This window comes from Burkholderia sp. RS01 (genome assembly GCF_039748055.1).
Classification (GTDB): domain Bacteria; phylum Actinomycetota; class Actinomycetes; order Actinomycetales; family Micrococcaceae; genus Arthrobacter.
In genome coordinates, this window is record NZ_JBDLAK010000007.1 from 22,420 (window position 1) to 47,886 (window position 25,467).

Genomic DNA, 25,467 nt, shown 5'->3' on the forward strand with positions numbered 1-25,467 from the left:
ACGTCCAGGCGGAAGGGGTAACCGCTCCTCGCTTGAACGACGGTGGACAGAATGGCCGAGGACTCGTCGGATTTAACCGGGCACCAGTCTTCCCAGGCCAATAGGCCATGAAGTGCGTGGCCCCGGCTCGGTTCGTTGATACCGAGCTGGTATTCCACGCCTTCGAATTCATACCGTCCCGCGATAACCCTGTTAGGCCAAGGCACCAATACTGCCCCTCGGTAGGCGGGGCGGACCTGATGTTCCGAAAAGGGGAGAATCAGGTCCCTGCCGTTGTAGCGCAAGGAGCGTAACGATGCACCGACGCTGGCTATTTCGGCGGTGTAGGGGCCGCAGCGCAGCGTGGTCTGCCTACCTGAGATCGGAACGGTATCGGCGCTCATCCTGGACATCACGAGGCTGGTCATTCGGAGGCCGCCAGGCGGAAGGTGAGCGTCCGCGCCTCCGGCGCCAAGGCGGACTCGGGCCAGACATCCGGGCCACACGAGCGAGTGCCGAGCCCGTGCTGGGCCGCGTCGAGGTATAACCATGAACGCGTGGCCGCGGGCAGCTCATGCGGGTGCCGGGCCGCGGCGAGCTCCTGGGCCGTGTACCGGCTCAGGGTGAAGCCCGGCAGGCGGCCCCGCGAGTCCGCGAACGCGTCTACCCGTACCCACGGCTCCGAGCCCCGGAGCAGGTCGAGGGAGCGCATACCTCCGCGGTGACCGGTCTCCTGCGGGCACGCATACGGCACGGCGAGCTGATCGATCCCGGCTGCGTACCGTCCCACAAGCGCGGCTTCGAGGCTGTCAGGGTAGGACTCGTGCGGTCCCAGCCCGAACCATGACGCCGCGTCCACGTCGGCGGGCAGCCCGAACCGCACACCGACACGGGGCCACACACCGTCCCAATCGGAGGATGGCAGAATGTCCACCCGCAGCCACAAACCTTCGGGGTCGAGAATCCATTGCTCCTCGACGGTGACGGTGCGCACCTGGTCCGCCGCGGCGTACCGGGTGCGCACGCGGAGGGCACGGTCATCGAGCACTTCGACTGCCTCAACACGCCCGTGCAGCCGGTCCAGACCGGCCGCGTGCCAACGCGCTGCCGACGAAGGCCCGGGAGCTCCTACACCCGGGATGCCGTCTGCGTCTGGTGCCCAAGGGTCGGTGTCGATGTATCCGCCCCGGGATTCGCCGCGGTCATTGTCCGTGGGCGCCCGGAACAGCTCAAGCCGGGGCCCATCCACAGGGAGGCCAGCGAGTGTAACGAGCCGCCCTTCATCGAAGACTGCCGGCCCGAGCTCCAGGAGCCCGGCGCCTTCTCCCGGCCGCCAATTTCCGCCCAGGAGCCCGGCTGCAAACGGCAGCGGGCGCCTCGCGGGCGACGCGAGGCGGCCCTGCGCTGAGGCGACTTCGTGCCCGGAATGCGCCCACCCGGCATCCTGCTCGAGGACCGCCTCGACGGTCACCCATACCTCTCCAGTGCATCCCTCGGCGGACACCGGAAGGGGGACCGCGGCCGAGGCGCCAGGGGTGAGTGGGCCGCCGTCGAGGCCATCGACGGCGAGCTCACCGGAGGCGACTGGTTCGCCGTCGTCCTCGATCCGCCAGCGAAAGACCATGTCTCCCAGATCCGCGCTGTGTCGCAGGTTGGTCACCCGTATAAAGGGCTTGCCGCCCGGCTCGAGCCCGTCAAAGGCAAGTCTCACGGGCGCCACGACGGTCTTGAACTCATATAGTCCCGGCGAGGGCGTGGAGTCGGAGAGGATGAGGCCGTCGAGCACGAAGTTGCCGTCATGGATTTCCTCGCCGAAGTCGCCGCCGTAGGCGAAGTATTCGGTGCCGTCCGCGGTACGGGCGGCGATACCGTGGTCGCGCCACTCCCAGACGAACCCGCCGTGCAGCCGCGGGTATTTCGCGATGAGGTCCTCGTACAGCGATATGTTCCCGGGCCCGTTGCCCATTGCGTGGACGTACTCGCACAGAATAAACGGCTTGGTCCGCTGCCGCGCCCCCTCGGCAGGGGAGCAGCCCAGCAGCGGTGTGGTGTCGCCGTCGCGGCCGATTGTCTCCACCTCGGGCAGTGTCGCGTACATGCGGGAGTACACGTCGGTGTACGCGCCGGCGTAGTCGTTCTCGTAGTGGACTGGTCTGCCCGCATCCCGTGCATGCACCCACGCGGACATAGCGGCGAGATTCTGTCCTGTGCCGGACTCGTTGCCGAGGGACCACATGACGATCGAGGGTCGGTTCTTGTCCCGCTCCACGGTCCGTTCGATCCGGTCAAGGAGCGCCTCGCGCCACATCGGCTCGTCGCTCGGGTTCCGCGCCCACCCGTGCCGCTCGAACCCGTGCGTCTCAAGGTCGCACTCGAGGATTACCCAGAAGCCCATCTCGTCTGCGAGTTCGAGCAGTCGCGGGTGGGGCGGGTAGTGGCTGGTACGGATTGCATTGACGTTCGAGCGCTTCATGAGCGCAAGGTCCTCGCGGGCGAAGTCCTCGTCGAAGACGCGGCCGAGCGTGGGGTGGGTCTCGTGGCGATTGACACCGTGGAACACCACTTTGCGTCCGTTGACCAGAAATTGGTCTCCCACGATTTCTACGGTGCGGAAGCCGATCCGCAGTGACACCGTCTCGGCCTTGCTGGCCACGGTCGCATCGTAGAGCCGCGGGGTTTCTGCGGTCCAGGGCTCGACGGCAGAAACAGGTACCGGTGCAACATCACCGGGATTGGCCCACTCGACGTCGATGCCGAGCTCGGGTACGCGGAGGCGAACAGGGTATGACGATGCTGGCGCTTTCACTTCCGGTTCTAGGGTCCCCGCCCCGTCGTTGTAGCCGGTCTGGAGCCAGACGTCCTCGATGCCATCGGCCGGGCGGGACAAGAGGGTCACGGAGCGGAAAATGCCCGGCAGCCACCACTGGTCTTGGTCTTCGAGGTAGCTGGAAGCGGACCATTGATGGACGCGGACTGCGATGGTGTTGGTACCTGTGCTGACGGCGTCGGTGACGTCGAACTCCTGGGCGAGGCGACTTCCGGCGCCCCATCCGATCTCTGTGCCGTTGACCCATACCTTGTACCGGGATTCGACGCCGTCAAAGCGCAGGACGACGCGGCTCTCGCCGCCTGTGTCGTCGGCCTTCCAGCCGTCGGGCAGCTCGAACGTACGGCGATAGTCCCCGGTGGGGTTTTCGTCGGGGACGAACGGCGGGTCGATTGGGAACGGGAACTGCACGTTCGTGTAGATCGGGCGGCCGTACGATCCGTCGCCCTGGAGCACCCAGTGGGAGGGTACGGTGAGCGAGGCCCACGTAGAGTCGTCGTACTCCGCAGCGGCCATCGCTTCCGCGGCCTCCCCCGGGGGCAGCACCCCACGCCCGCCGGGTGTTCCGGGGACTCCCTTGAGGAGTCGGAATCGCCATTGCCCGTCGAGGGACAGGGACGGGGCGTCGGTGTGAAGCCAGGAACGGGCTGGTACTCGCCGTCCTTCTCCCGGGCCCGGGTCGGTGACGTAGGCGGTGGAGGCTGTGGCCTCCGCTGGACGGGGGCTCATTTGACGGCTCCTTCTGTGAGGCCTCCACGCCAGAAGCGCTGAAGGACGATCATGGCGATGGCGAGCGGGATGACAGACAGCAGTACGCCGCCGGTGGTCAGCTGGTAGAACTCCGGGAGCCGGTCGGCTTGGCTAAGCCAGTTGTTCAGACCTACCGTGATGGGGAACAGGTTCGAGTCGGAGAGCATCACCAGCGGCAGGAAGTAGTTGTTCCAGATGCCCACGAGCTGGAACAAGAACACCGTCACCAGGGCGGGAGTGAGAACCCGCAGCCCCACGGAGTGGAAGATGCGAAGTTCGCCCGCGCCGTCGATTCGCGCAGCCTCCAACAGCGCCGGATCCACTGTTGCCTGCGCATAAACCCGGCACAGAAACAGGCCGAACGGCGAGACGAGTGAGGGCAACAGGACGCTCCAGTACGTGTTGGCGATGCCGAGCTGGCTGAAGAACAGGAACAGGGGCAGGGCTGTGGCGGTGCCGGGGACGAGGACGCCTCCGAGGACGAGCCCGAAGATGAGACTGTTGCCCCGGAAGTTGTACTTGGCCAAGGCGTAGCCGCCAGCAGCGGCGAAGTACGTCGCGGCCAGTGCGCCAACCCCTGCATACAGAATTGAGTTGAGGAACCAGCGAACGAAGACGCCGTCCCCGTAGGAGAGGACGTTGGCAAGGTTGTCCCATAGGACGAAATTAGGGGCGAACAGGAAACCGTTGGTCGCGAACAGGTCTCCGCTGGTCTTGGTCGCAGCGACCACCACCCAATAAACGGGGACCAGGAAGTAGAGCGCGGCTACGACAAGCAGCCCCGTGACGAGGATCGTTGTGGAGCCGGGGCGTCGGCGCCGGGTCACAGGTGGCTCCCCGGCGACGCTCTGGGGCCGGCTAAGGGTGGGAGTGGCAGTCATGAGGACTTCCTGTTCGTGAACCGGAGGAAGGTGAAGGAGAGGATGAAGGCCGCGAGGGCGATGAGCACGGCCTGGGCTGCGGCGACGTTGTAGTCGTTGTATGCAAAGGCAGTGGTGTAGGCGGAGAGGTTCGGGGTGTATTGGCTGTCGACGGCCGGCGCCACAGTCTGGAGGACTTGCGCCTCGGCGAACAGTTGAAGCGTGCCGATGATCGAGAACACCGTTGTGAGCACGAGGGCGGGCCGGATAAGCGGCAGCTGAATGGTCCACGCGACACGGAAGGGCCCGGCACCGTCCACGCGCGCAGCTTCATATATCTCGCCGGGGATCGACTTGAGCTGGGCTATGACGATGAGCATGTTGTAGCCCGTGTAGCTCCACGTAACGATGTTGGCGATGGACCACAGCACGGTGTCCGGGCCGAGGAAGTTCACGTTGAGGCCTACGGACGTGGCAGCGTCCACGATCGGGCTAAGACCTGGGACGTAGAGGAAAGACCAGAGAATGGTCGCGATGACGCCCGGCACGCCGTACGGCATGAAGTAGGCCGCGCGGAAGAACCCGGGCCACTTGGCCGAGGCCGACTCCAGCAGGAGCGCAAGGACTGTACAGAGGGCGATCATGACAGGAACCTGGACCACGCCGAAGAGCAGTACGCGGCCGATCGAGGCGAGGAAGCTGCCGTCCCCGAGGGCGCGGGCATAGTTCTCGAACCCCGCAAACCCGGAGTGGACGCCCGTCTCGCCGAAGAGGCCACTGCGGGTCACTTTCGTAAAGCTCGAACCGACAGCAGCGATGATCGGGAAGATGAACGTGAGGGCAAAGAGCGCCAGGAAGGGCGCGAGCAGTATCCAGGGTGCACGGGTGACAGCGCTACGCTGCTGCCTTGCCCGTCCGCGCCCCTCCCGCTGGAGTGCTGACGGATTTGCTTGTGCGGTATCTGCGGTGGCGCTCATGCCTGCTCCTTTCTAATCGTCAGCCCTTTGTTCCTGAAGGCGGTCATGATCTGCTGCTCGGCGGCTGCTACGGTGTCGACCAGGCTCGTGCCCGATGCCTTACGGCGGAACCCGTCGCCCAGGATGTTGAAAGACTGCGTGGTGACCGGCCACCAGGACCAGTCCATGTTCTGCGACTTACTCGCCGGAACGATGACGTCCTGGTTGTAGTTCTGCCCGCCGAAAAAGTCGGAGGGCTTCTCGCGCTTTGCACCAATGATGCCCGGCACGGGCGACCATCCGATGCCACTATTGGCGATCTCGGCGTCGATGCCGGCCTGCGTGGACGTCATCCAGACAGCGAACTCGAGGGCCTCGCGGGGGTGCTTGCTGTTAGCCAGGACCGCCGCGGTGGAGCCGCCCAGGTAGCTCGAGCCATACCCTCTGGGGTCCCAAATGGGCATGGGCGCCACGCGCCACTTGCCCGCTCCGCCGCTGACGCTCTGCACCAGGGCATCGGCCCAGCTGCCGCTCGTGAGCGACGCGAGTTCCCCCTTCGCAGCCGCCGCGTACCAGCCGGGGGTGAAGGGTCCATAGGCAGTGGTGACGATGCCGTCGTCGATCGCCCGGTCAAAGAACCGCGCGACGTTCAGCGTTGCGTCATCGGTCATGTTGATGACCCATCCGTCCTCTGCTGGGCGCAGCCAGGAAGCGCCGGCCTGAGCCGCGAAAGAGACGAAATAGGAGGTGTCCGCGAGAGAGAAGCAGTCGATGTAGGCGTTGGCACCGCGAAGTTCCTTCCCGACGGCTGCCCACTCCTCCCAGGTCACCGGTGCCGCCGCGCCTACCTTGGCCAGGACGTCGGGTCGGTAGAACGTGGCCATCGGCCCCGAGTCCTGGGGGATGCCGTAGACGCCCCCGGAGAAGCTCACCTGGCTCCAAAGCGCCGAGTCATAAAGGTGTGCGTATTCACGGGCACCGTAACGCGAGAGATCCACGAGCCCGTTGACGAGCATGAACTCAGGGACAGTGCGCATTTCAACCTGTGCAAGGTCAGGGCCGCCGCCCGCCGCCAGCGCGGCGTAAAGCTTGGAGTACCCGCCACGGTTGCCGCTGGGGATCCAGACCGTCTCAACCTGGACGTCCGGGTGGCTCGCGTTCCAGATATCGGCGACCTTCTGAACATTCTTGAGCCAGGACCAGTACGTCAGTGTCACCTTCTCACCGGTACTGGCCGCAGGAATTGCAGGTGCGGTATTGACGGAAACAGTGCCCGGAGTGGCGCATCCGGTGAGAAGGGCAAAGGCGGAGGCGCCGAGTCCACCGCAAAGGACTTGTCGTCGTGTCAGAGCTGGCATGAGTCCCACTTCGTTATGGTCAGCGCCGCGGACACGGCGCCGGGGCCGTGCGGCCCGACGTGACAAGGCTAACACAAAAGCTGAGTAGATGCTCAGTTTTTAATGAAACTAGACTGGATTTCATGACTAAGAAGGCGAACGCACGCTCAGGCCCGCGCGGCCCTTACGCCAAGACCGCTGAGCGCCAACGGCAAATTCTTGAAGCCGCCGTAGAGGTCTTCGGGTCACGGGGCTACAACGGCGGCAGCATCCAGGATGTCGCGGACCGGGCAGGGATCAACCAGACCACGCTCCTCCACCATTTCCCCACCAAGGCTCAGCTGCTCGTGGCGGTGCTCGAGTACCGCGACCGAATATCCACGAGCACCCCGGGCACGCGGGAGCGGTTTGCCGAAACCATCGTGCGGCAGGCGGAGCACAATGAGGGACTTCCCCACCTCGTTGAGCTCTACTCCGTACTCTGCGGAGAAGCCACGACTGAGGACCACCCGGCCCGGAGTTACTTTGTTCAGCGCTTCGCCCGGCTTCGTGATGAGTACAGCGGGGAGCTGCGCTACCTCGCGAGCATTGGCCGACTCCGGCCTGGCGTGGACCCTGAGGTCGCGGGACCTACCATCGTGGCTCTATGGGAAGGAATCCAAACCGAGTGGCTCCTGAGTCCCGACACAGTGGATGTGCCAGGCATCCTTAAGGGCTACCTCGACCTGATCCTTGTGCCGGACGAAGATGCCGGGTGGTCAGCTGGTACTGCGACCTCCTTGGAAGCGCTGAACTCACTCTGATGTTCGCTGTGCCTGACGACTGCTATGGAGGACGGTAACGGACATTTCCGGCAAGTAGTCGCGCAGTGTCTAGTTGGGGGATGCTTTAGGTGAACCGCAATGGCCAGCGCGGCGAGCTCAACTTCCTAGGAGCCCCAAAGGCGGAAGCATCATCGCAATTAGCCCTACCGCCGGTTAACCTGCAAAGCCCTCTGCTTCTTGGCCGACACCGGCCCTGGTGCAGTGTGCCCTCACGCCCTGGCCGGACTGCAAGTACGCTTACGAAGTGGTTTTAAAGGCAGTGATAACACTTGAGGACGACATTGACGGGTGCGAAGCGGTCGAGACCATCACCCTTGCTTTGGATGGGGATGACTACGAGATTGATTGGAGCGCCGCGAACGCAGGACACGGCGAAACGCGGCAAAGCCCGGTCCTTTTCTGTTGTGACTTTTCAGCCTCGTCCTAGACAAAAAGGTCTGCGTGCGAACGGTATCAGCCGTTACCAAAGCGGGTTGAACGATAAGCCGGCCTTCAGGGTGCTCGATGCGGTGTTAAGGCACCGCGCTCCACGTCCGCTGAGGCCCTAGTTCATGCCAGCCGGAACCTTATCGGGCAGTTGGGTTGTGTCGAAACTATGCTGCACCGGGTAAGGAGAATCCCGTCTGTCAGGTGAGCAAGGCAAGTGGCCGAAGTTGCCGGTTGGTCGTTCCAGTTGTTCCTCACGGGCTGAGCTGCTGTTGATCTTTATGAATTCGGCGGAAATCGTCACCTCGTAACAATCGGTGTTGAGAGTTGGTGAGGCTTCTGGTCCTGCCAGGCTGTGCTGGACGGCTGTTACGCAAGGCAGACGTTCGAGCTGTCTGTGGAGGAGCGCTAGAGATTCTTCGCTGGCGAAGAGGGTGTGCTCAATGACCCAGGTGTCGGCCTCCGACGTAACCCATGCGGTGATGGATCGGGGCACTGTTCCGCGCACACGCACCAGGCCTACGACTCGGTTGACCCCCGGCAAGTCCCTCCCGCACGGTCACGTGCAGTACGAAGTGCTGCGGCATCTTAGGTTCCCGCCACGGCGTATGCGGTTCCGGTGCCGGCGAGAATACTCATGGGTCGTGCGGCGAGCACGACGGCGCGGATCCCTCGTTTGGGACATCCGTGCCCAGCGCTTCTACTTTCCTGATCATTTTTCCGTCCTCGGTTAGCCGGGTCGGCTGGCGGCAGTGAGGTTTGCTTCGGCTGTTGCTTTGCCGGAGACGCGCTTACCCAGGGTGATGAAGAGCAGGACCAGGCCAGCGGTGAGGCCGATGTGTCCCAGCCCGGAGATGCCGGCGATGGCTGCAGTGGGGGTCGTGCCCTGGCTGGTGAGGATGCCGTTGAGGACGATCATGCCAGCGGTGAGGGTAAGGCTGGCGTTGTAGGTCCAAAAGAAAGCGTTGAACGTTCGCAGATGGGAGAGGGTGAAGAGTTTGTCCAGTGCCAGGACTGCGAGGAAAAACAGCATGCCCAGGGCCAGAAGGTGGGTATGGACTACGGAGAGTTGGCTGTCGCCGGTGAAGTCGTTGGCTTTGGTGAATGAGCGGTAGAAAAGCCCGGAGATCAGCCCGGCGATCAGGTAGGAAAGGGCGGCGTAGTAGATCTTTTTCATGGCGAGGTGTCCTTGGTTGTATTGGTTGAAGGCCGGAGGTCTGATGGCATGGGGTATGTAGGGTGTCGGCCTGAATGGTCCGGGTAGCCGATGTCGGGCTTAGACCGTGGTGAGCATGGGGGTGAGTTTGCCGTCGCGCATGGTGGCGACCGAGTCGGTCAGGGGTACGAATTCGGTGTCGTGGGTGACCATGACGGTGGCGACCTTGAAGTCGTCGGTGACGCGGCGCAGGAGCCGGATGATGGAGTAGCTGCGTTCGTGGTCCAGGGCCGCGGTGGGTTCGTCCACGAGCAGGACTTTGGGGTTTCCCATTAGGGCCCGGGCGATGTTGACCCGTTGGCGTTGGCCGCCGGAGAGCTGGTGCGGGTGCTTGGCTGCGCTGGAGCTCAGTCCGACGACGTCGAGCAGTTCCGCGGCTTTTGCCCGGGCGGCTTTGATTGACTTACCGCGCAGGTGGTCTCCGATGATGAGTTGTTCTGCGGCTGTCAGGGACGGCAGCAGGTTTGGCTGTTGAAAGATGATGCCGATTTTCTCCCGCCGCAGCGCGGTGAGGTCCTTGTCGCCAAGTCCCGTGGCGTCGGTGCCATCGATGAGTACGAGCCCATGGGTGGGGCGGACGAGGGTCGCGGCGGCGGCCAGAAGACTGGATTTACCCGACCCGGAAGGCCCGACGAGGGAAGTCATCTGACCGGCCTGCACGGCGAGGTTCACCGAGTCGAGGGCTTTGATTGTTCCGTCACCGTCCGGGTATTCGAGGGTGACGTTGACTAGCTGCAGAGGATGGGACGTGGAGGGCATAGGTAAGGGCCTTTCAAAGAGTTACGCGCGGATCTGCAACGGGATGCGGAGGGTTTCGTCGGGCCGGATGATTTAGTTGCCGCCCAGTGCGATGAGGGCATCGACTTTGGTGACGCGGCCGACGGCCAGTGCCGCGCCGGCCAGGCCGAGGGTGATAATTCCGAGGATGGGCAGCAGTGTTGTTGCAGGGGTGATGAGGAAGGGGGCGGCTTGGGCTGCGAGGAAGCCGCCGAGGATGCCAAGTCCGCCACCGAGTCCTGCTCCGGCGAGCAGGACGATAGCGGCTTGGGTGATCGCGTCGCGGAGGATATAGGTGCTGGATCCGCCCATGGCCTTTAGAACGGCGATGTCGCGGGTCCGTTGCACGGTCCATACGGTCAGGAAAGCGACGATGACCAGGGCGGAGATGCCGTAGAGGAAGGCTTGCATCAGCGTTAGTGAGCCGTTTTCGCTCTTGTAGGACCCTAGGGCCTGGAAGGATTCGGTGCGTGGAGTGCTTACGGTGTTCGCTGCGGCGTTAGCGGTGTCTTCGTCCACGGAGGCGCCGTCCTTGTAGGTGATGGCGGCGACGGTTCCGAGTTGGTTCGGGTCGCTCAGGTGGGCGAGTTTGGCCCAGGTTGGAAGCGCGGTCCAGACGACGCTGGTGTGGGAGTACCACTGGTCCTCGACGATGGCAGCGACGGTCAGCTCGGTTCCTCCGGCGTTGACTTTGTCCCCGGCGGTCAGGGACAAGGCCTCCGCCACCGTCTTACCGATCACCACGGTGTCAGCGGTGACACGGGAGGGAGCCAGTCCGCCGTCTTGCTCGACGCCGAAGACCGCCACGTTGGTCGTGCCGGCGGCCATGCCGGTATCCACGGTCACGGCCTGGAGACGGGTCTGGCTGATACCCAGGGCTTCGGCGTCTTCTACGCCTGCCTGGTGTGTCCAGCTGTCAACCTGCGCGGCAGTGACTTCACTTTCGGTGAAGGAAGCCTTCGGCTCGCTGGTGCCGGGGGCGCCGAAGACAATACGGTCCACTGCTTTAGAAGGGACGCCGCTGCCGTGGACGGAGCCGAGTTTGTCAATGGCGGAGGTCGACTGATCACCCAGCCCGGCCGTCAGTCCAGCGAGCATGACGAGCAGCAGGGTGATCAGGGCGACGACACCACCCATCAGGGCGAACCTGCCCTTGGCAAAGCGGATATCGCGGATAGCAAGAAACACCTTTTGTCTTCTTTCAGTGGATGACGCGTGGCGGCCGAAAGGCTGCTAATTCAACTCTCCCGCCAGCCGGGGCACGTGCCATCGCGCAGGTAGTTGATACTCGGCCGAAATAGGGTTGATCCCCGGGTCAACCGTTTGATTGATCCTGCCCGGACAGGGTGGGCATAAGCTGATTCAATGCCCGTCACGGAACCACCCCACTCCCGGGACGAGGCCGGTCCCAATGAACCCTCCGATCCGCTCATCGGCCTGGATGCTGCTCCTTCGGTTGCGATCCTGCGCGTCCTACGATTGACGCTGCACATCGGCTTCGCCGTCCTGTTGTGTGTCGCAGCCCTGAGGCTGCTGACATCAGGCGCCGGGGATCCCCTTCGGTATGTCTGGGTTGGCATCGCATGCGTTCTGGCCGCGGTTTACCTGACCGGCACCGTTATGGAAAAGCGGTTCGCCGCCGGGAGCACAGATTTCGATCCACGCCGTTACGGTGTCCTGTGGCTGGTACTCGTCACAGCACTGTGGGTCCTCCTGTTGGCGGGCAGCGCTGATTTCGCCTGGCTTGCGTTCCCCCTCTTCTTCCTCCACCTGCACCTGTTGCCACGGGGCGTTGCCCTGCTGAGCATCGCGTTGATGACGGCTGCGGTGATTGCCGCCCAGTGGGCTGCCAGCGGGCTGACGGTCCCGCACTTGGCGGTGGTCCTGGGTCCCCTGTTCGGCGCGGCGTTTTCCGTCGTCACAGGGCTGGCCTATATCGCGCTCTACCGGGAGGCGGAGAACCAGCGCCGGGCAGCAGATGCACTCCGCCGGACCCGTGCAGAGCTGGCAGTTTCCCAGCACGACGCCGGGGTGCTGGCCGAACGTGAACGCCTGGCCAGGGAAATTCACGACACACTCGCCCAAGGGCTGTCCAGCATCGTGCTGGTGGCGCGCGCGGCGGAAAAGTCGCTCGCTAACGGGGATACAGCCATCGCTGCCGAGCGCTTCGCGCTGGTCCAGCAGACTGCTTCCGAAAACCTGGCCGAAGCCCGGAACTTCGTCCGAGGGCTCTCCTCCCCGCACCTGCAGGAATCCTCCCTGGTGGAGAGCCTGCGCCGGCTCTGCGAGAGTACCGAAACCAGCGCCGCAGCGCGGGGCTCGGGGCTGCGGTGCCGGTTCGAACTTGACGGCGATCCCGTTGAAATGCCGCAACCGTACCGGGTGGCCCTGCTGCGGGCCGCCCAGGCGAGTCTCGCCAATGTCAGGGAGCATTCCAATGCGAGCAACGCCGTCGCGACACTGTCTTTTCTGGGCACTGAGGTGACTCTGGATATCTATGACGATGGGGTCGGCTTCGACCCTGCCGTATTGGCCATTGATAGAAAGGCCCGGACCGATGGCAGTGGTTTCGGGATAACGTCCCTGCACGAACGGGTCACCGCGCTGAAAGGGTCACTCGAACTTGAATCAGCGCCGGGGGAGGGGACCGTTGTGGCTGTCGACTGCCCCTGCAGGACGTGACCGGAAGGGGAGAACAATGAATGACATCCGCATTCTGCTCGTTGATGACCATCCCGTGGTCAGGGCCGGGCTGCGTGCGATGCTCACCGAGTTCGAGGGCATCTCCATAGCCGCCGAAGCAACAGACGGCGACGCTGCACTGAAGGAACTCAAACGGCTGCAAACCTTGGGTGAGAAGGTCGATGTCGTGCTCATGGATTTGCAAATGGGTTCCGGGATGGACGGAGCCACCGCGACCGCACAAATCAGGTTGCTGGAAGCGGCCCCGCCGGTTTTGATCCTGACCACCTACGACACGGACGCGGACATCCTGGCCGCCGTGGAAGCAGGCGCCAGCGGCTACATGCTCAAGGACGCACCCCCCGAGCAAATCCGGCAGGCTGTCCTGTCTGCCGCTGCCGGCCAGACTGCCCTGGCTCCAAAAATAGCGGCCCTGCTCATGAACCGGATCGCGAATCCTGCTCCTGCACTCACCAGACGGGAAATCCAATTGCTCGAGCTGTTGGCAACCGGACTGTCCAACCGGGCCATCGCAAAGCAGACCTTCATTTCCGAGGCAACCGTGAAAACGCACCTGGTGCACATCTACGAAAAACTCGGCGTCGATAACCGTACGGCAGCCATTTCCGCTGCGACCCAATGACGCATCATCCGAGCTCCAGGTCAATAAAAAGCCGCATCCTGTACCAAATACTTCTTGCGCTGCAATAGCGACAAGCCACGCAAACCACTACAGACCTGCGGAAATGTGAAATCCGCCAGAGGCCGGGAGTTCTCGCAGCTACTTCTACTCCGAAGCGCCGATAACGGATATTCGGTCAAGTAGCACGCCTTGCCCATTGAAGCTTCTCGGAGGTCGCCTCGCCCTAGAGCAGTGTTGGACAGGGTGGTGGGGAGCGCGGGGAACCTGCGGGAGCCGGGTCTGGCGTCAGAATAGTGCGGAATTCGGCATTGTTGACGGTGGCTCATGATGTTCTCAGATCCCACCCTGACAGTTGGAGGGGCAGGAAACCGGGATACGGTAGCCCGAGAATCATCAAAATAGTCCGAAGAATCGGGTCTTGATGAAAGCCGCAGCGAAGGGGCGGGCGACGTCACCTCCTGCTGTTCGTCAGGTGTCTGAGAACAGACCGGAGCTCCACGGACGGGCAAGTCTTCGCACGTCAGCTGCCCCGACGTCAGGTTGGAGTGTACTGAAAGCGGATTGTGTTGTCATTCCTTCCGCCGTTCTATCGTCAGAGCACGATGGTGCTTTGGCGGAGAAGGGTCAATGGTGAGCATGGTCAGCGGATCGTGTAGCCGCCGTCGATTGTAAGAGTGTGTCCGGTTATTAGTGCGGCGGCGTCGCTCAGGAGAAATGTCACTGCCCCTGCTATGTCTTCCGGTTTACCGAAGCGGCCGATGGGGATCCTGGACAGGAGTTCGGCTGCCCAGTCGGGGCGGTTGAGGGTTGAAGCGGTTAGTTCTGTGCGCACGAAGGTTGGTGCTACGGCGTTGACGCGGATTCCGGTTGGGGCCCATTCCAGGGCCAGAATTTTGGTGAGGTGAATGAGGCCGGCTTTGCTGGTGCCGTAGGCGGCGCGTTCCTCGATGGCGACGATTCCTGCTTGCGATGCGACGTTGACTATTGCCCCTTGGGTTCCGTTTTTTATCCAGTGCCGGGCCAGCGATGTGGTTAGGAAGAAGCTGCCCTTTAGATTCGTGTCAAAGACTGTGTCCCAGTCTTCGGGCGTCAGGTCGAGTGCGGGTTTGGGTATATTGACGCCCGCGTTGTTCACGAGCAAATCGATTCCGCCGCTCTCCTGTATCAGGTCGTCAGCGAACCGGTCTATCTTGGCGTGCTCAGTGAGGTCAATGGCTAAGGCAGGCGTTCCGTAGCGTTCGCTGATCAGGTGTACGCTTTGGGCCTCGCGGCTGGTTCCATAGACAGTCGCGCCGGATTGGGCGAGGCCATCGGCGATAGCCTTGCCGAGTCCGCGGGCTGCTCCGGTAACCAGTGCTTTCTTACCGTCCAGGCGAAAGTCAGGCACTTGTGAAATCCAGCCGTCGGATGTCTGGTCTAACCAGGGCAGGGCGGGGGCACGTTATTTCGCGGCCCCGACATCGCCAGAGCGGGCGTGTCCTTCGAATCGTTCCACCCGTGGGGCGCGTCCGCTGAGTTCCCGGAAGAAGAAGCCGCGGCTGTGGAGGTATGCGGCCAAACCGTCCTTCGCTGGAGTTGGCCAGACGGATGGCGGCGTAGCCTCGCTGGTTGATGAGCTGTTCAGCTGCGGCGCGGATGGCTCGGTAGCGCTGCCCCCGGGCTTTCTCCCGCAGCCCGACGTGGCGCCTATCAGCGGTTGGTACCGAGCGCCCGTTCCCAGCCGCGGGGCTGTAAGTTTCGGTGTCGATAACAATCATTTGAACAGCACGATCTGGCGGATGGCCTTTCCGTCGGCGAGTTCATCCATCGCCTCGTTGATCCCCTCCAGGGCGATGACCGACGACGCCAGCTTCTCGACCGGCAGCCTTCCTTCGCGCCACATCTGGGCATAGAGCGGGATGTCGCGTGCGGGCACTGCCGAGCCGAGGTAGGAACCGATGATGGTCCGGGCCTCGGCCGTAATTCCAAGCGGTTCGATTGCTGACATTGCTCCGGGAGCCGGCAGTCCGACAGTTACGGTGGTGCCACCGGGCGCCGTTGAGCGTACCGCGGTTTCGAAAGCCCGCGGATGGCCCGCTGCCTCGATGACGAGGTGGGCACGGATGCCCAGTTCTTCGGCTGCGCCAGGAGAGTAGGTCTCTGTGGCCCCCAGTTCCCGCGCCACGGTCAGTTTGTCCGGGTTCGCGTCGATCCCGATGATCCGAGCGGGTTCATCCCACGCTGAGCAGACCGCGACGGCGGTCAGCAGGGCTGCCATTCCGACTCCTCCGAGCCCAACGATCATGATGTCCTGTCCCTCGACGGGGTGGCCCGCGTTGATGACAGCCCCGCCACCGGTCAGCACAGCGCAGCCAAGAAGCGCAGCGACCGACGGCGGCACGTCGCTACCGACAGGAACAACCGAACGCCGGTTGAGTACGGCATGCGTTGCGAAGCCCGAAACTCCTAGATGATGATGAACTGGCTGGCCGCTGCGTGTGAGGCGGGTGGGTCCGCCGGGCAGTGTTCCGGCCCCGTTTGATTCTGTGCCCACGCTGCATGGCAGTTTGCCTTCGGTCCGGCAGTTGACGCACTCCTCGCAGCGCGGCAGGAAAACCGTGACCACCCGCTGGCCCGGTTCCAGGTCATCAACCTCCGTGCCAACAGTGACGACCGTCCCGGCAGCCTCATGGCCGAGAAGCATGGGTAGCGGACGGGGGCGGTCGCCGTTGACGACAGAGAGGTCCGAGTGGCAGATGCCTGCAGCCTCCATCCGGATCAGGACTTCCTTCGGTCCCGGTTCGGCGAGGTCAAGCTCCGCAACTAAGAGGGGCCGGGACTGGGCATACGGGCGGGGAGAGCCCGCGGTCTCGAGGACCGCGCCAGTAATCTTCATGGTTCCCTTTCCTGAATTCGGCTGTGATATCGGCGATCCGATAGGTGCCGGGCCGACGACGAAAGTTGCGGGCGGTTACCCGCTGCATGCCACACGGCTTTTTGGATAGCTCCTATGTGGGAGGGGTGGATGCACTAAAGGGCTCTGGGTGCTGGCAGGCATCGGCAGCTTGATGGCCGGTTACTGACAACTAACGCATTTCAAATACGTATGCTGCAAACTTAGTTTGGTGCGGACCCTGATCCGTTGCTGCCGGTGAGGCCAGCCAGCTCGGTGCTTCCACGGACGATGAGATCGCAGGGGAAGTTCACCTTCCGCGGCGCGTGTTTTGGTGTGTGGACTCGGTTGATCATCATTTCTGCTCCGGCGCGGGCCATTTCGCGGCTTGGTTGTCGGACCGTGGTGAGGCTGAAGGAGTCCCAGGCTGCCATGTCGACGTCGTCGTATCCGATGACCCAGCAGTCCTTGGGCTGGATGTGGTGGGCTCGAAGGGCGTCTAAGGCGCCGAAGGCCATGTGGTCGTTGGCGCAGAAGATGGCTTGGGGCCGGTCGGCGCGGGCGAGCAGCCGGTTCGTGATCTGGGCGCTGATGTCGTGGGAAAACTTGCCGTCGAAGCGGAAGTGTTCTGGGACGACGTGGCCCTGCTCTGCCATTCTTCCGAGGAATCCGCGTCCGCGTTCGCGGGAGGTACTGGCGTTTTGCGCGCCGCCGATGAAGGCCACACGTGTCTTGCCGTGTGCCAGCAGGTAGTTGGCGACGGCGGTGCCCCCGGCGGTGTTGCTGCTGGTGACCTGGTCGCAGTCCAGGCCTTCCACTACGCGGTTGATGAGGACGATGGGGCTGTTCTTTTCGATGGCTGCCTGCAGTTCCAGTGAGTCTTCGGTGGCGGTCGTGAAGATTACTCCGTCGACGGCGTGTTCGCGGATGGCCTTGAGCGCGTCGTGGTGGCTTCCGCCGCCGGCGTTCCAGATGACGACACGGAAGCCAGCGGCGTCGAGTTCGCGGCTTAGTTCGTCCAGCACTTCGGGGTAGAAGGGGTTGGTGAGGTCCGCGACAACGACGCCGATGGTGTTGGTCCGGCGGGTTTTCATGGCTTGGGCGCCGGCGTGCGGCACGTAACCCAGGGTTTCCATGGCTGCCTGGACGCGGGCTTTGGTGGCCGGTGAAAGTTTCGCGGGGGAGGACATCACACGGGAGACGGTCGCCTGGGAGACACCGGCGAGTTCTGCTACATCGCGGCTTGTGACCATCGTGCCCTCCTTTCCGTTGACTGATTGTTCCGGTACAGGGTGCACCGGGCTGCTGTACTGCGTTGTTTTCAGACTAGGCCAAGCTCATCCCACCCACTGGCACCCCGGACCCTGGGCAGTGTGGGGGAGGCCGGAGCGGCGGATCCCGCTGGTTCGGGCTCCGCCGCTCCGGCCGAGTAATGCCACTCTTCCGGTTAGGCTTTCGTTCCGGTGAGGGCCGGCCTCTTGCCGATTTCAGCCAGGTCAAGGTCTTTGGTTTCCTTCGCGAAGGAGACCGAGATCATGGCGATGATGGTTGAGGCGATGATGATCAGTACGACGGGCCAGGTCCCGCCGCTCCAGAGGACGAGCGCGCTGGCCAGCGCGGGCATGAATCCGGCGAGCAGGATGGATGCCATCTGGTAGCCGATGGAGATTCCCGAGTACCGCACGGCGGTGGGGAAGAGTTCGCAGTACAGCGCCGGGAGTGGTGCGTAGACCAGCGCGTGACCCAGGGCCAGGAACAGTGCGACACCGAGGATGATGGCCAGTTGCTGGCCCGTGCCGACCAGGGCAAATATCGGCCACGCGGTCAGCACTATTGCTGTGCCGCCGAGCAGGAAGGTCCGCTTGCGGCCGATGCGGTCTGAGAGGCGTCCGAAGACCGGGATCATGATGATGTTCAGGGCAGAACCGATCATGACTGCGGTCAGTCCGTAGTGCTGCGGGACCTTCAGGGTGGTGGTGACGTAGGAGAGGACGAAGACGGTGAAGAGGTAGTAGTTTCCGGCTTCGGCGAAGCGGGCGAAGATGGCGATCAGCAGCGGCTTGCGGTGGTGCTTGAGCAGTTCGGCAATGGGGGCTTTGCGGTGCTGGGCCTCCTTTGCCATTTTTTCCTTTTCGGCAAGGAATTCCGGGCTCTCGGTTGCGTTGAGTCGGATGTAGAGGCCAACTGCGGCCAGCACGATGCTCAGGAGGAAGGGTATGCGCCAGCCCCAGGTTGTGAAGGCGTCACCTGTCAGGGCGCCGGCAAGTGCCACGGCTGCGGTGCCCAGGAGGAGACCGCACGAAACGCCAATCTGTGGCCATGAACCGTAAAAGCCACGTTTTCCTTTGGGTGCGTTTTCCACGGCGATAATGGCGGCCCCGCCCCATTCCCCGCCCACCGCGAAGCCCTGCGCCAGTCGCAGCACACACAGCAGGATAGGGGCCAGCACTCCGACAGCCTCATAGGTGGGAAGCATGCCGATCAGTGCTGTGGAGGCGGTCATGATCGCGAATGTGAGGATCAGGGTCGATTTTCGTCCGATCCGGTCACCAAGGTGACCGGCGACGAACGCGCCGAGCGGGCGGGCGACGAATCCGACGCCGAACGTTGCCAAGGCCGCGATCTGGGAGATGCTCGGGTCCATTGCGGGAAAGAACAGGGGCCCGAAGACCAGGGCGGCAGCGGTGGCGTACACGGTGTACTCGTACCATTCAACGATCGCGCCGATGGTGCCGGAGAACAGGGTCCGTCGGCGGACCTGTTCTGTTGTCATGGACTTCTTGTCTGACATGGCAAAACTCGATTCTTGGGAAAGCGATCAGGGGTTCTTGTCAGTTCCCGAAGGTGTGATCGGACCAAGGCAGGGTGGTACCGCGGTACTTGGCGGCACGGACGTCGCCCGAGCGGGCGTGTCCTTCGAACCGTTCCACCCGGGAGGCGCGCCCGCAGAGTTCGCCGAAGAAGGCGCTGGATTCGGTGTTGGTCACTTCCTGGTAGGTCACGGTGCGCAGGTACTTGCCGACCCAGAGGCCGCCGGTGTAGCGGGCCGCGCCGCGGGTGGGGAGGACGTGGTTGGTGCCGATGACCTTGTCTCCGTAGGAGACGCAGGTTCCTTCGCCCAGGAACAGTGCGCCGTAGTCGTGCATCTTTTCCAGCGCTTCGCGGGGGTTCTCGGTGAGGATCTGGACGTGTTCGTAGGCGTACTCGTCGGCCAGGACGTAAGCGTCGTCGAGGGTTTCAACCACGTGGACGGCACCCCAGTCCCGCCATGCGGCACCGGCGTAGTCGCGGGTGGGCATGTCGACCAGGATCGTGTCGATGTGCTCGATAACTTTCCGGCCGAGTTCTTCGCTAGTGGTGATCAGGACAGCGGGCGAATCGGGGCCGTGCTCAGCCTGGGACAGGAGGTCCACTGCGACGATGAACGGGTCAGCGTGCTCGTCGGCCACGATCAGGACTTCGGTGGGACCGGCGAAGAGGTCGATGCCGACTTCACCGAAGAGCTGGCGCTTGGCCTCGGCCACGAACGCGTTGCCGGGCCCGGCCAGCATGTTGACCGGCTTGATGGTCTCGGTACCGATGGCGAGGGCGGCTACGGCCTGGATGCCGCCGAGCAGGTAAATCTCGTCGGCACCGGCCAGGTACATGGCGGCGACAGTGGCATCAGGAACCTCACCCTGAATTAGGGGTGTGCAGGCGGCGACGCGTTCGACACCTGCGACCTTGGCGGTGACGATGGTCATGTGCGCGCTGGCCAGCAGCGGGTACTTCCCGCCCGGGATGTAGGCGCCGGCCGCTTGGATCGGAACATTTTTCTGGCCCAGGAAGACACCCGGCAGGGTTTCAATCTCGAAGTCGGACAGTGACTCGAGCTGCTTCTGCGCCATCACCCGGACCTGCTCCTGGACAAACTTGATGTCCTCGATGGTCTGTCCCGGAACGCGGGCCATGATCTCCTCCAACTGCTCCTTGGTGAGCAGGAAGGACTCGGGCGCGTACTTGTCGAACTTCTCGGAATATTCGCGGACGGCTGCGTCCCCGCGTTCACGGATGTCCGCAATGACGCCTTCGACGGTGGCTCGCACCTCAGGGGTGCTGCCCCGGTTGACGCTGTTCTGAGCTGGCTCCTTCAACATCACGGAGTCCACGGCCGAACTGATTGCTGCTGTAACTGTCATGAGGATTTTCCCCTCCATCGTCATTGATGGGCGACCTTTGAGCGCCCCGATCCAGACCAACGGCCTGCTTGATCGTCAACTGTATACGTATACATTCGGGTCCACAATATGTTCCGCTGAAAAATGTATACGTATACCTTGTGCGGGTTGGTGGTGCATCGGGTCGGGTCGTGATCGGTTTCGGCGGTGGGTTCTCCATGCGGCGGCGCGGACGAGCCCCCAAAGAACATCGAGCGTGAAGGACGACCACCCCGGAGCGGCAGCTGGATTGACCAATGACGCCCTGAACAAAACGCGAAAATGCAGCTTCCGTCAGACAAATGGCCGGTCAGGTTGAGGTGTGCCGCAACCCGGCGAAGGAGTGATCGGCTGTGGTTGCGACTCGGCCCATGAAATACCGCTCGGCCGTCACCGAGTCTGCGACGCAGTCTGTCGCTGGACACCCAGCCTGGGAACTGGAGGTCATCGTCCGGGTTCCGACCTTCCAGGGTTGCAAGAGTGTTTTCGGCCCAAAAAAATGCACTTTGTCAAAGTCGAAGCCAACAGTTGTCAGACCGAGTCGGGAAATGGGACGGTCTCCCCTGCCGGTTAGTGCGGTCCGTGTTGAGGTGAAATCGGCTGAGCTGGCGTATGGGTCATCGACCTCGAACGTCTTGCGGGACGCTGCCGGAGGCCAGTCACCGTTGATCAGCAGGCCGGTTGGAATACCAGCAAGGAATTGACGAGTCAACGGTGGGCGACGACAATGGGGCTACATTTCCTGAGGGTTCCGTGGGGTTTTGTACAGTGGGCAGAGAATCTGGCTTTAGTCGGCGTGGGACTCGAAGGTGGAGACGGTTCGGCTTTCCAGGATGGGGATGATGGTTTCGGCGCCAATGCGCTGGAAGTGGGGGGTCTGTCGGTGGGCATCGAAGTCCTCGGAGGTTCGGTAGGTCTCCAAAATGACGATTCGCGAGTGGTCCTCAACGCCTTGGAAGTATTCGTATCGGAGGTTTCCAGGTTCCTTGCGGCTGGCTTCGGCTAGGGCACGCAAGTTTTCAAGGACATCCGCTTCCCGTCCGATGAGCGTTGTATAAGTTGCTACGACTTCAAATCTGGTCGCTGACATGTGGTCCTTTTCCGAGCTGGATATGGGGAGGTCGTTAAATGGTCACGGCATTGCCGTACAGCGCGCCCTCGTAAGGGGTGAAGCGGCGCATGACGTCTGGGTCATGACCGGGAACGATGATGAGGCCGGTTGTCTTGGCCTGCTCTCTGAGGTACGCGAACAGGTAGTACATCGCAGGAAGATTGCTGATTGCGATGAACGGCATGTCCCGTTCCAGTTCTTCGTAAGAGTGCATTGCGTCCGAAGCGAGCATGACGAGTTCGGCTGTGGTCTGGAGTCGGACCATGGCCTGCCCGGGGGTGCGTCCGCTGACTTCTAACACGTCGAGCCCGGGCGCGGGGGAGCAGTGTCCTCTGAAGAGATTGAGCTTTCCTGCGCGGTGACCTTGTCGTAGATATCCTATTTCCTTCTCTTCAGCGTAGTAGGAAAACTGGGTGTGAGCCGCGGTCGGCGAGGTCCAGAACCTGTATTCGGATTCGGCCATGTGGAAAGCTGCCCAGGGAAAGAGGTCAGCGTTTCCACCCTGGTGTGCCTTACCTGTTGTTATGCAAATATCCGAGTAAACGTCCGGAGCCGCTACCGCTTTGCTTGGCACGCCGTGGTGGTGATGATGACGATCACCAGGACAGCGACACTCATAAGAGCAGCGAAAGCGACGGCTGCGACAGTAAGGCTGGGCCCGCTGTCGACCCGTAAGGGCAGCATCGGCGCGAAGTGGGACCAGGTAGGCCGGCCCCTCCGAGGCCTTGGCTACCCCACCACAGACCGGATCGACGATGGTTGCGTCTCCACCGGCTGCCAGTTGGAGCCGGCGCTGCTGCTCAGTTCTGCCGCATTCAGGACGCGCTGAACTTGCAGCGCGTCTGAAAATGAGGGCTCCGGCTGCTGTGCAGCGGCTATCGCTCGGACCAAATCCACCACTTGGTGGGTAAAGCTGTGCTCATATCCCAGCCCATGGCCTGCAGGCCACCAGTTTCCCACATAGGGATGCTCTGGTTCGGTGACGATTATTCTGCGGAATCCGGCGCTTTCGGTGTTTTCGGTCCCATCGAAAAACTGGAGCACATTCATGTCCTCGAAGTCGAAGCACACTGAGCCGTCCGAACCGCTGACCTCAAGTCGCATCGCGTTCTTGCGTCCCAAGGCGAAACGTGTGGCCTCGAACACACCGACAGATCCGCCGTCGAACCTGGCAGTGAACAGAGCGGCGTCATCAACGGTTACCGGGCCCCGTGCCGCATCCGGGGCAGAGTCGCCTTGTCCGCCGAGGCCTACGAGGTCGCCTCCGGCGGGCCGTTCCTTGACGAAGGTTTCCAGAACGGCGGACAGGCCCGTGATCTTCTGCCCGGTGACAAACTGGGCCGCGTCAACGATGTGAGCGCCGAGATCCCCCAGCGAGCCGGAACCCGATTTCTCCTTGTCGAGCCGCCAGGTCAGGGGGGCGTTTTCGTCGGAAAGCCAGTCCTGCAGGTACTGTGCCCGAATGTGTCGGATAGTGCCGAGTTTCCCCTGTTGGACCAGCCGGCGTGCGAGAGCCAGCGCAGGGGTCCTGCGGTAGCTGAAACCACACATCGCGAAAATGCCTGATCTTGCCGCCTCTTCCGCCACTGTTGCCATCTGCTCGGCCTCCTCGACCGAGTTGGCAAGGGGTTTTTCACAGAGGACGTGCTTTCCTGCCTTCAATGCTGCCATCGCGATCTCCGCGTGGGTGTTGCCTGGTGTGCAGATGTCGATGAGGTCGACGTCATCACGTCCGATGAGCGTCCGCCAGTCGGTTTCCGTTTCGGCCCAGCCCATTTTCTGTGCTGCCCGCTTCACCGCAGGCTCATTTCGTCCGGCGAGTACTGCAAGTTCCGGTTGCAGGGGCAGATCGAAAAACTTGGGGGCGGTGCGCCATGCGTGCGAATGCGCGGCACCCATGAAGGAATAGCCCACCATTCCCACTCGCAGGGGCCGGTTAGTGTCCAGCGACATATCTATGTCCACTTTCTCGCGGGTCAGGCTTCTCGCCGGGTCCGCGGAATACTTGAAGATCGAAGGTAAGATTCAGACTCAGATACCAGGGAGTTAGGCGGAGGGTGCTGCCCCTACCCTTGAGCCGGCCATGAACACCTCCTGCACTGACGGCCAGGCGAGCAGCGCGTCCCTGACTGCAGGCAGGGACTCATCGTTCACGGCAGCGGTATAGGCGGCACTTAGAACATGCTCCATACTTACCCGCTCCCTCTGCTGGGCCGACAGAACAGCTGCCTCTACCATTGCCAGACTGAGCACATTGGCGTGGATCTCGCCGGAGGGAACGGTTCCCGTCCGCAGAGCACTCACGAACTCAGCCAGGGACCCTTCAATTTCCTCCGCCCCGTCGTGGTCAACCCGCTGTGGCAGGGACACCTCGCCCGTGCCTTCACCCGCAATTTCGAAGTCGGCCTGGTTCTCCCCGTCCCAGCGTGCTGTGCCGTGTGCCCCGCTGATGCGCCAGCTGCCGTTCCAGGAAGTTTCCAGACCGGGGCTGCACCAGCTGCCGGAATAGATGTACCGGGCACCGCCAGTGAATTCGAAGATGGCAGTGGTCGCTGCGTCCCCGGCGTACCAGCTCCAGCTGGGGTTGTATTCCTCGCAGTAAACGGACACGGGCTCCTGGTCCAGCAGATAGCGGGCCACGTCGAAGGCGTGGATGGCCATGTCGACGAGCAGGACGTGCTCCATTTCCTCACGGAAGCCCCCGAAGTGAGGAGCCTTGAAGAACTCGGTCGTCACGGTTCCGACATCCCCCAGCGAGACCAGGTTGTCTTTCAGCTCGGCCAGGTTCCGGTAGTAGCGCCGGGACTGGCTGATCATCAGCAACTGCCCGCTCATTTCGGCGGCGGCAGCCAGGGAAAGCGCCTGACTGACTGTTGGCGCTGCCGGTTTTTCGCACAGTACGGGCAGCCCTGCGAAGAGTGCCTCCACGTTCGTTGGATGGTGTGCCACGGGCACGGTCACGTTGATGACCGCCTGCGCGGCAGTGGCGTTACTGACCTCAGTCAGGTTTGTCCCGCAGAGCACGTTCTCGATGCCCGCGTCCCGAAGTGCTGCTTCTGCTGCGGCGAGGTTGAGGTCAACCAGTCCTACGAGCTCAACGTCGGGCGATGCCATCAACACCGACAGCCATTTTTTTCCCATCAGTCCTGCCCCGAGGAGGACGACTCTGACGGGCGACTTCGTATCTGGCAGGGTGGCGAAGGTGCTCAATTGTGCATTGCTCCCTTGTAGCCGTGGCCGTTGTAGAAGTCTTCTGTTTCGTAGCGCAAGAGCACAGGGCTTGTCCGCTCGGGACGTTCGGTCTTGGCCCATTCAACGCCGTTGGCGATCACCCGACGTACATCCTTGTGGTGGTAAACCGGGTAGTCCTGGTCCCCGGGGCTGAAGAAGAAGATCTTGCCGTAGCCACGCTTGAACGTGCAGCCGCTGCGGAAGACTTCCCCGCCGGAGAAGGTGCTGAGGAAGATCAGTTCATCTGGCGCGGGGATGTCAAAGAATTCCCCGTACATTTCCTGCTCGGGAATGATGAACGGGTGCGGGATGCCCTTGGCGATGGGGTGGGTGGGATCTACTGTCCAGACGATTTCGCGGTCCTGCTCGGAGCGCCAGCGGAGGGTGCAGCTGGTGCCCATGAGCTTTCCGAATATTTTTGACCAGTGCCCGGAGTGCAGGACAACCAGGCCCATGCCAGCCAGAACGTGCGTGTGCACCCGCTCAACGACGTGATCGGAGACCTCTGCATGGGCGGCGTGCCCCCACCACACCAGCACGTCGGTGTTTGCCAAAACCTCTTCGGTCAGTCCGTGCTCGGGATCATCGAGTGTCACGGTGGTTACCTTGGCCTGCTGGCCCAGGTTCTCCTCGATGCCCTGCCGGATGGTGTTGTGCATGCCCTCGGGGTAAATCTCCGCCACCTTCGGCTGTACCTGCTCGTGGCGGTTCTCCCCCCAGACGACGACCCTAAGGTGCCCGGCGGTGCTTGTTTCAGACATTGTTTTCCTAACTTTGTGT

The 25,467-nt window shown here is 62.7% G+C and carries 21 protein-coding genes; 4 read left to right on the top strand and 17 right to left on the bottom strand.

Annotation, left to right across the window (positions count from 1 at the left end):
• Positions 1-403: 403 nt before the first annotated feature.
• The 4 genes from ABFP37_RS08330 to ABFP37_RS08345 are packed head-to-tail and all read right to left on the bottom strand — an operon-like array spanning position 404 to position 6,589.
• Positions 404-3,535, bottom strand: coding sequence for a glycoside hydrolase family 2 TIM barrel-domain containing protein (locus tag ABFP37_RS08330; protein WP_347033244.1), 3,132 nt, complete (start codon positions 3,533-3,535; stop codon positions 404-406).
• A complete protein-coding gene (locus ABFP37_RS08335) occupies positions 3,532-4,437 on the bottom strand; it encodes a carbohydrate ABC transporter permease (RefSeq protein ID WP_134165682.1) in 906 nt (301 codons plus the stop codon). Before ABFP37_RS08335 ends, ABFP37_RS08330 begins: the two co-directional genes overlap by 4 nt.
• A complete protein-coding gene (locus ABFP37_RS08340) occupies positions 4,434-5,393 on the bottom strand; it encodes a sugar ABC transporter permease (protein WP_134165681.1) in 960 nt (319 codons plus the stop codon). The genes ABFP37_RS08335 and ABFP37_RS08340 overlap by 4 nt, the downstream gene beginning before the upstream one ends.
• Positions 5,390-6,589: an extracellular solute-binding protein gene (locus ABFP37_RS08345; RefSeq protein WP_347033245.1), complete on the bottom strand. Its 1,200-nt coding sequence runs from the start codon at positions 6,587-6,589 to the stop codon at positions 5,390-5,392. The genes ABFP37_RS08340 and ABFP37_RS08345 overlap by 4 nt, the downstream gene beginning before the upstream one ends.
• A gap of 263 nt (positions 6,590-6,852) precedes the next feature.
• Here ABFP37_RS08345 and ABFP37_RS08350 point away from each other — a divergent pair, with 263 nt between their 5' ends.
• Together ABFP37_RS08350 and ABFP37_RS08355 are read left to right on the top strand one after the other, a co-directional pair.
• Positions 6,853-7,512: a TetR/AcrR family transcriptional regulator gene (locus tag ABFP37_RS08350; protein ID WP_134165679.1), complete on the top strand. Its 660-nt coding sequence runs from the start codon at positions 6,853-6,855 to the stop codon at positions 7,510-7,512.
• Positions 7,513-7,792: 280 nt separating this feature from the next.
• Positions 7,793-7,960 (top strand): histone-like nucleoid-structuring protein Lsr2, encoded by a 168-nt coding sequence (locus ABFP37_RS08355; RefSeq protein WP_347033344.1) that lies wholly within the window; start codon positions 7,793-7,795, stop codon positions 7,958-7,960.
• 729 nt (positions 7,961-8,689) lie between these two features.
• On the opposite strand, the gene ABFP37_RS08360 is transcribed toward ABFP37_RS08355, so the two are convergent.
• The 3 genes from ABFP37_RS08360 to ABFP37_RS08370 form a co-directional block, all read right to left on the bottom strand.
• Entirely contained in the window at positions 8,690-9,136 is a 447-nt protein-coding gene (locus tag ABFP37_RS08360) for a DUF2871 domain-containing protein (RefSeq protein WP_134165677.1), read from the bottom strand.
• Positions 9,137-9,235: 99 nt separating this feature from the next.
• Positions 9,236-9,934, bottom strand: a complete 699-nt coding sequence (locus ABFP37_RS08365) for an ABC transporter ATP-binding protein (protein ID WP_134165676.1) — start codon at positions 9,932-9,934, stop codon at positions 9,236-9,238.
• Between the two features lie 72 nt (positions 9,935-10,006).
• On the bottom strand, positions 10,007-11,140 hold the full coding sequence (locus ABFP37_RS08370; RefSeq protein ID WP_134165675.1) for an ABC transporter permease: 1,134 nt from the start codon (positions 11,138-11,140) through the stop codon (positions 10,007-10,009).
• Between the two features lie 177 nt (positions 11,141-11,317).
• Here ABFP37_RS08370 and ABFP37_RS08375 point away from each other — a divergent pair, with 177 nt between their 5' ends.
• Positions 11,318-12,634 carry a sensor histidine kinase gene (locus tag ABFP37_RS08375; protein ID WP_347033246.1) on the top strand — a complete coding sequence of 439 codons (1,317 nt, stop codon included), beginning with the start codon at positions 11,318-11,320 and terminating at the stop codon, positions 12,632-12,634.
• 16 nt (positions 12,635-12,650) lie between these two features.
• A complete protein-coding gene (locus ABFP37_RS08380; protein ID WP_347033247.1) occupies positions 12,651-13,277 on the top strand; it encodes a response regulator transcription factor in 627 nt (208 codons plus the stop codon).
• 640 nt (positions 13,278-13,917) lie between these two features.
• Here the strand turns inward: ABFP37_RS08380 and ABFP37_RS08385 are convergent.
• The 10 genes from ABFP37_RS08385 to ABFP37_RS08430 form a co-directional block, all read right to left on the bottom strand.
• Positions 13,918-14,664: a glucose 1-dehydrogenase gene (locus ABFP37_RS08385; protein ID WP_347033248.1), complete on the bottom strand. Its 747-nt coding sequence runs from the start codon at positions 14,662-14,664 to the stop codon at positions 13,918-13,920.
• A 366-nt stretch (positions 14,665-15,030) separates the two neighbouring features.
• Positions 15,031-16,152 carry an alcohol dehydrogenase catalytic domain-containing protein gene (locus tag ABFP37_RS08390; RefSeq protein WP_055805566.1) on the bottom strand — a complete coding sequence of 374 codons (1,122 nt, stop codon included), beginning with the start codon at positions 16,150-16,152 and terminating at the stop codon, positions 15,031-15,033.
• A 221-nt stretch (positions 16,153-16,373) separates the two neighbouring features.
• Complete coding sequence (locus ABFP37_RS08395) at positions 16,374-17,402, bottom strand: LacI family DNA-binding transcriptional regulator (RefSeq protein ID WP_055805569.1); 1,029 nt, start codon at positions 17,400-17,402, stop codon at positions 16,374-16,376.
• A 194-nt stretch (positions 17,403-17,596) separates the two neighbouring features.
• Positions 17,597-18,940, bottom strand: coding sequence for an MFS transporter (locus tag ABFP37_RS08400; RefSeq protein WP_055805572.1), 1,344 nt, complete (start codon positions 18,938-18,940; stop codon positions 17,597-17,599).
• A gap of 40 nt (positions 18,941-18,980) precedes the next feature.
• On the bottom strand, positions 18,981-20,285 hold the full coding sequence (gene hisD, locus ABFP37_RS08405; RefSeq protein WP_055805657.1) for a histidinol dehydrogenase: 1,305 nt from the start codon (positions 20,283-20,285) through the stop codon (positions 18,981-18,983).
• An 847-nt stretch (positions 20,286-21,132) separates the two neighbouring features.
• Positions 21,133-21,435 (bottom strand): antibiotic biosynthesis monooxygenase family protein, encoded by a 303-nt coding sequence (locus ABFP37_RS08410; protein WP_055805575.1) that lies wholly within the window; start codon positions 21,433-21,435, stop codon positions 21,133-21,135.
• A gap of 34 nt (positions 21,436-21,469) precedes the next feature.
• A complete protein-coding gene (locus ABFP37_RS08415) occupies positions 21,470-21,919 on the bottom strand; it encodes a hypothetical protein (RefSeq protein ID WP_055805578.1) in 450 nt (149 codons plus the stop codon).
• Between the two features lie 266 nt (positions 21,920-22,185).
• Positions 22,186-23,409, bottom strand: a complete 1,224-nt coding sequence (locus ABFP37_RS08420) for a Gfo/Idh/MocA family oxidoreductase (RefSeq protein ID WP_347033249.1) — start codon at positions 23,407-23,409, stop codon at positions 22,186-22,188.
• Between the two features lie 93 nt (positions 23,410-23,502).
• Positions 23,503-24,666: a Gfo/Idh/MocA family oxidoreductase gene (locus ABFP37_RS08425; protein WP_055805582.1), complete on the bottom strand. Its 1,164-nt coding sequence runs from the start codon at positions 24,664-24,666 to the stop codon at positions 23,503-23,505.
• Positions 24,663-25,448 (bottom strand): ThuA domain-containing protein, encoded by a 786-nt coding sequence (locus ABFP37_RS08430; protein WP_055805584.1) that lies wholly within the window; start codon positions 25,446-25,448, stop codon positions 24,663-24,665. Before ABFP37_RS08430 ends, ABFP37_RS08425 begins: the two co-directional genes overlap by 4 nt.
• Positions 25,449-25,467: the final 19 nt, after the last annotated feature.

What these genes read in the sequence shown, in the direction of transcription:
- ABFP37_RS08420 (WP_347033249.1), bottom strand. Translation starts at nt 23,409, where the DNA reads ATGTCGCTGGACACTAACCGGCCCCTGCGAGTGGGAATGGTGGGCTAT.
- ABFP37_RS08350 (WP_134165679.1), top strand. Translation starts at nt 6,853, where the DNA reads ATGACTAAGAAGGCGAACGCACGCTCAGGCCCGCGCGGCCCTTACGCC.
- ABFP37_RS08365 (WP_134165676.1), bottom strand. Translation starts at nt 9,934, where the DNA reads ATGCCCTCCACGTCCCATCCTCTGCAGCTAGTCAACGTCACCCTCGAA.
- ABFP37_RS08380 (WP_347033247.1), top strand. Translation starts at nt 12,651, where the DNA reads ATGAATGACATCCGCATTCTGCTCGTTGATGACCATCCCGTGGTCAGG.
- hisD (WP_055805657.1), bottom strand. Translation starts at nt 20,285, where the DNA reads ATGTTGAAGGAGCCAGCTCAGAACAGCGTCAACCGGGGCAGCACCCCT.
- ABFP37_RS08430 (WP_055805584.1), bottom strand. Translation starts at nt 25,448, where the DNA reads ATGTCTGAAACAAGCACCGCCGGGCACCTTAGGGTCGTCGTCTGGGGG.
- ABFP37_RS08375 (WP_347033246.1), top strand. Translation starts at nt 11,318, where the DNA reads ATGCCCGTCACGGAACCACCCCACTCCCGGGACGAGGCCGGTCCCAAT.
- ABFP37_RS08335 (WP_134165682.1), bottom strand. Translation starts at nt 4,437, where the DNA reads ATGACTGCCACTCCCACCCTTAGCCGGCCCCAGAGCGTCGCCGGGGAG.
- ABFP37_RS08340 (WP_134165681.1), bottom strand. Translation starts at nt 5,393, where the DNA reads ATGAGCGCCACCGCAGATACCGCACAAGCAAATCCGTCAGCACTCCAG.
- ABFP37_RS08415 (WP_055805578.1), bottom strand. Translation starts at nt 21,919, where the DNA reads ATGGCCGAATCCGAATACAGGTTCTGGACCTCGCCGACCGCGGCTCAC.
- ABFP37_RS08390 (WP_055805566.1), bottom strand. Translation starts at nt 16,152, where the DNA reads ATGAAGATTACTGGCGCGGTCCTCGAGACCGCGGGCTCTCCCCGCCCG.
- ABFP37_RS08360 (WP_134165677.1), bottom strand. Translation starts at nt 9,136, where the DNA reads ATGAAAAAGATCTACTACGCCGCCCTTTCCTACCTGATCGCCGGGCTG.
- ABFP37_RS08395 (WP_055805569.1), bottom strand. Translation starts at nt 17,402, where the DNA reads ATGGTCACAAGCCGCGATGTAGCAGAACTCGCCGGTGTCTCCCAGGCG.
- ABFP37_RS08330 (WP_347033244.1), bottom strand. Translation starts at nt 3,535, where the DNA reads ATGAGCCCCCGTCCAGCGGAGGCCACAGCCTCCACCGCCTACGTCACC.
- ABFP37_RS08400 (WP_055805572.1), bottom strand. Translation starts at nt 18,940, where the DNA reads ATGTCAGACAAGAAGTCCATGACAACAGAACAGGTCCGCCGACGGACC.
- ABFP37_RS08410 (WP_055805575.1), bottom strand. Translation starts at nt 21,435, where the DNA reads ATGTCAGCGACCAGATTTGAAGTCGTAGCAACTTATACAACGCTCATC.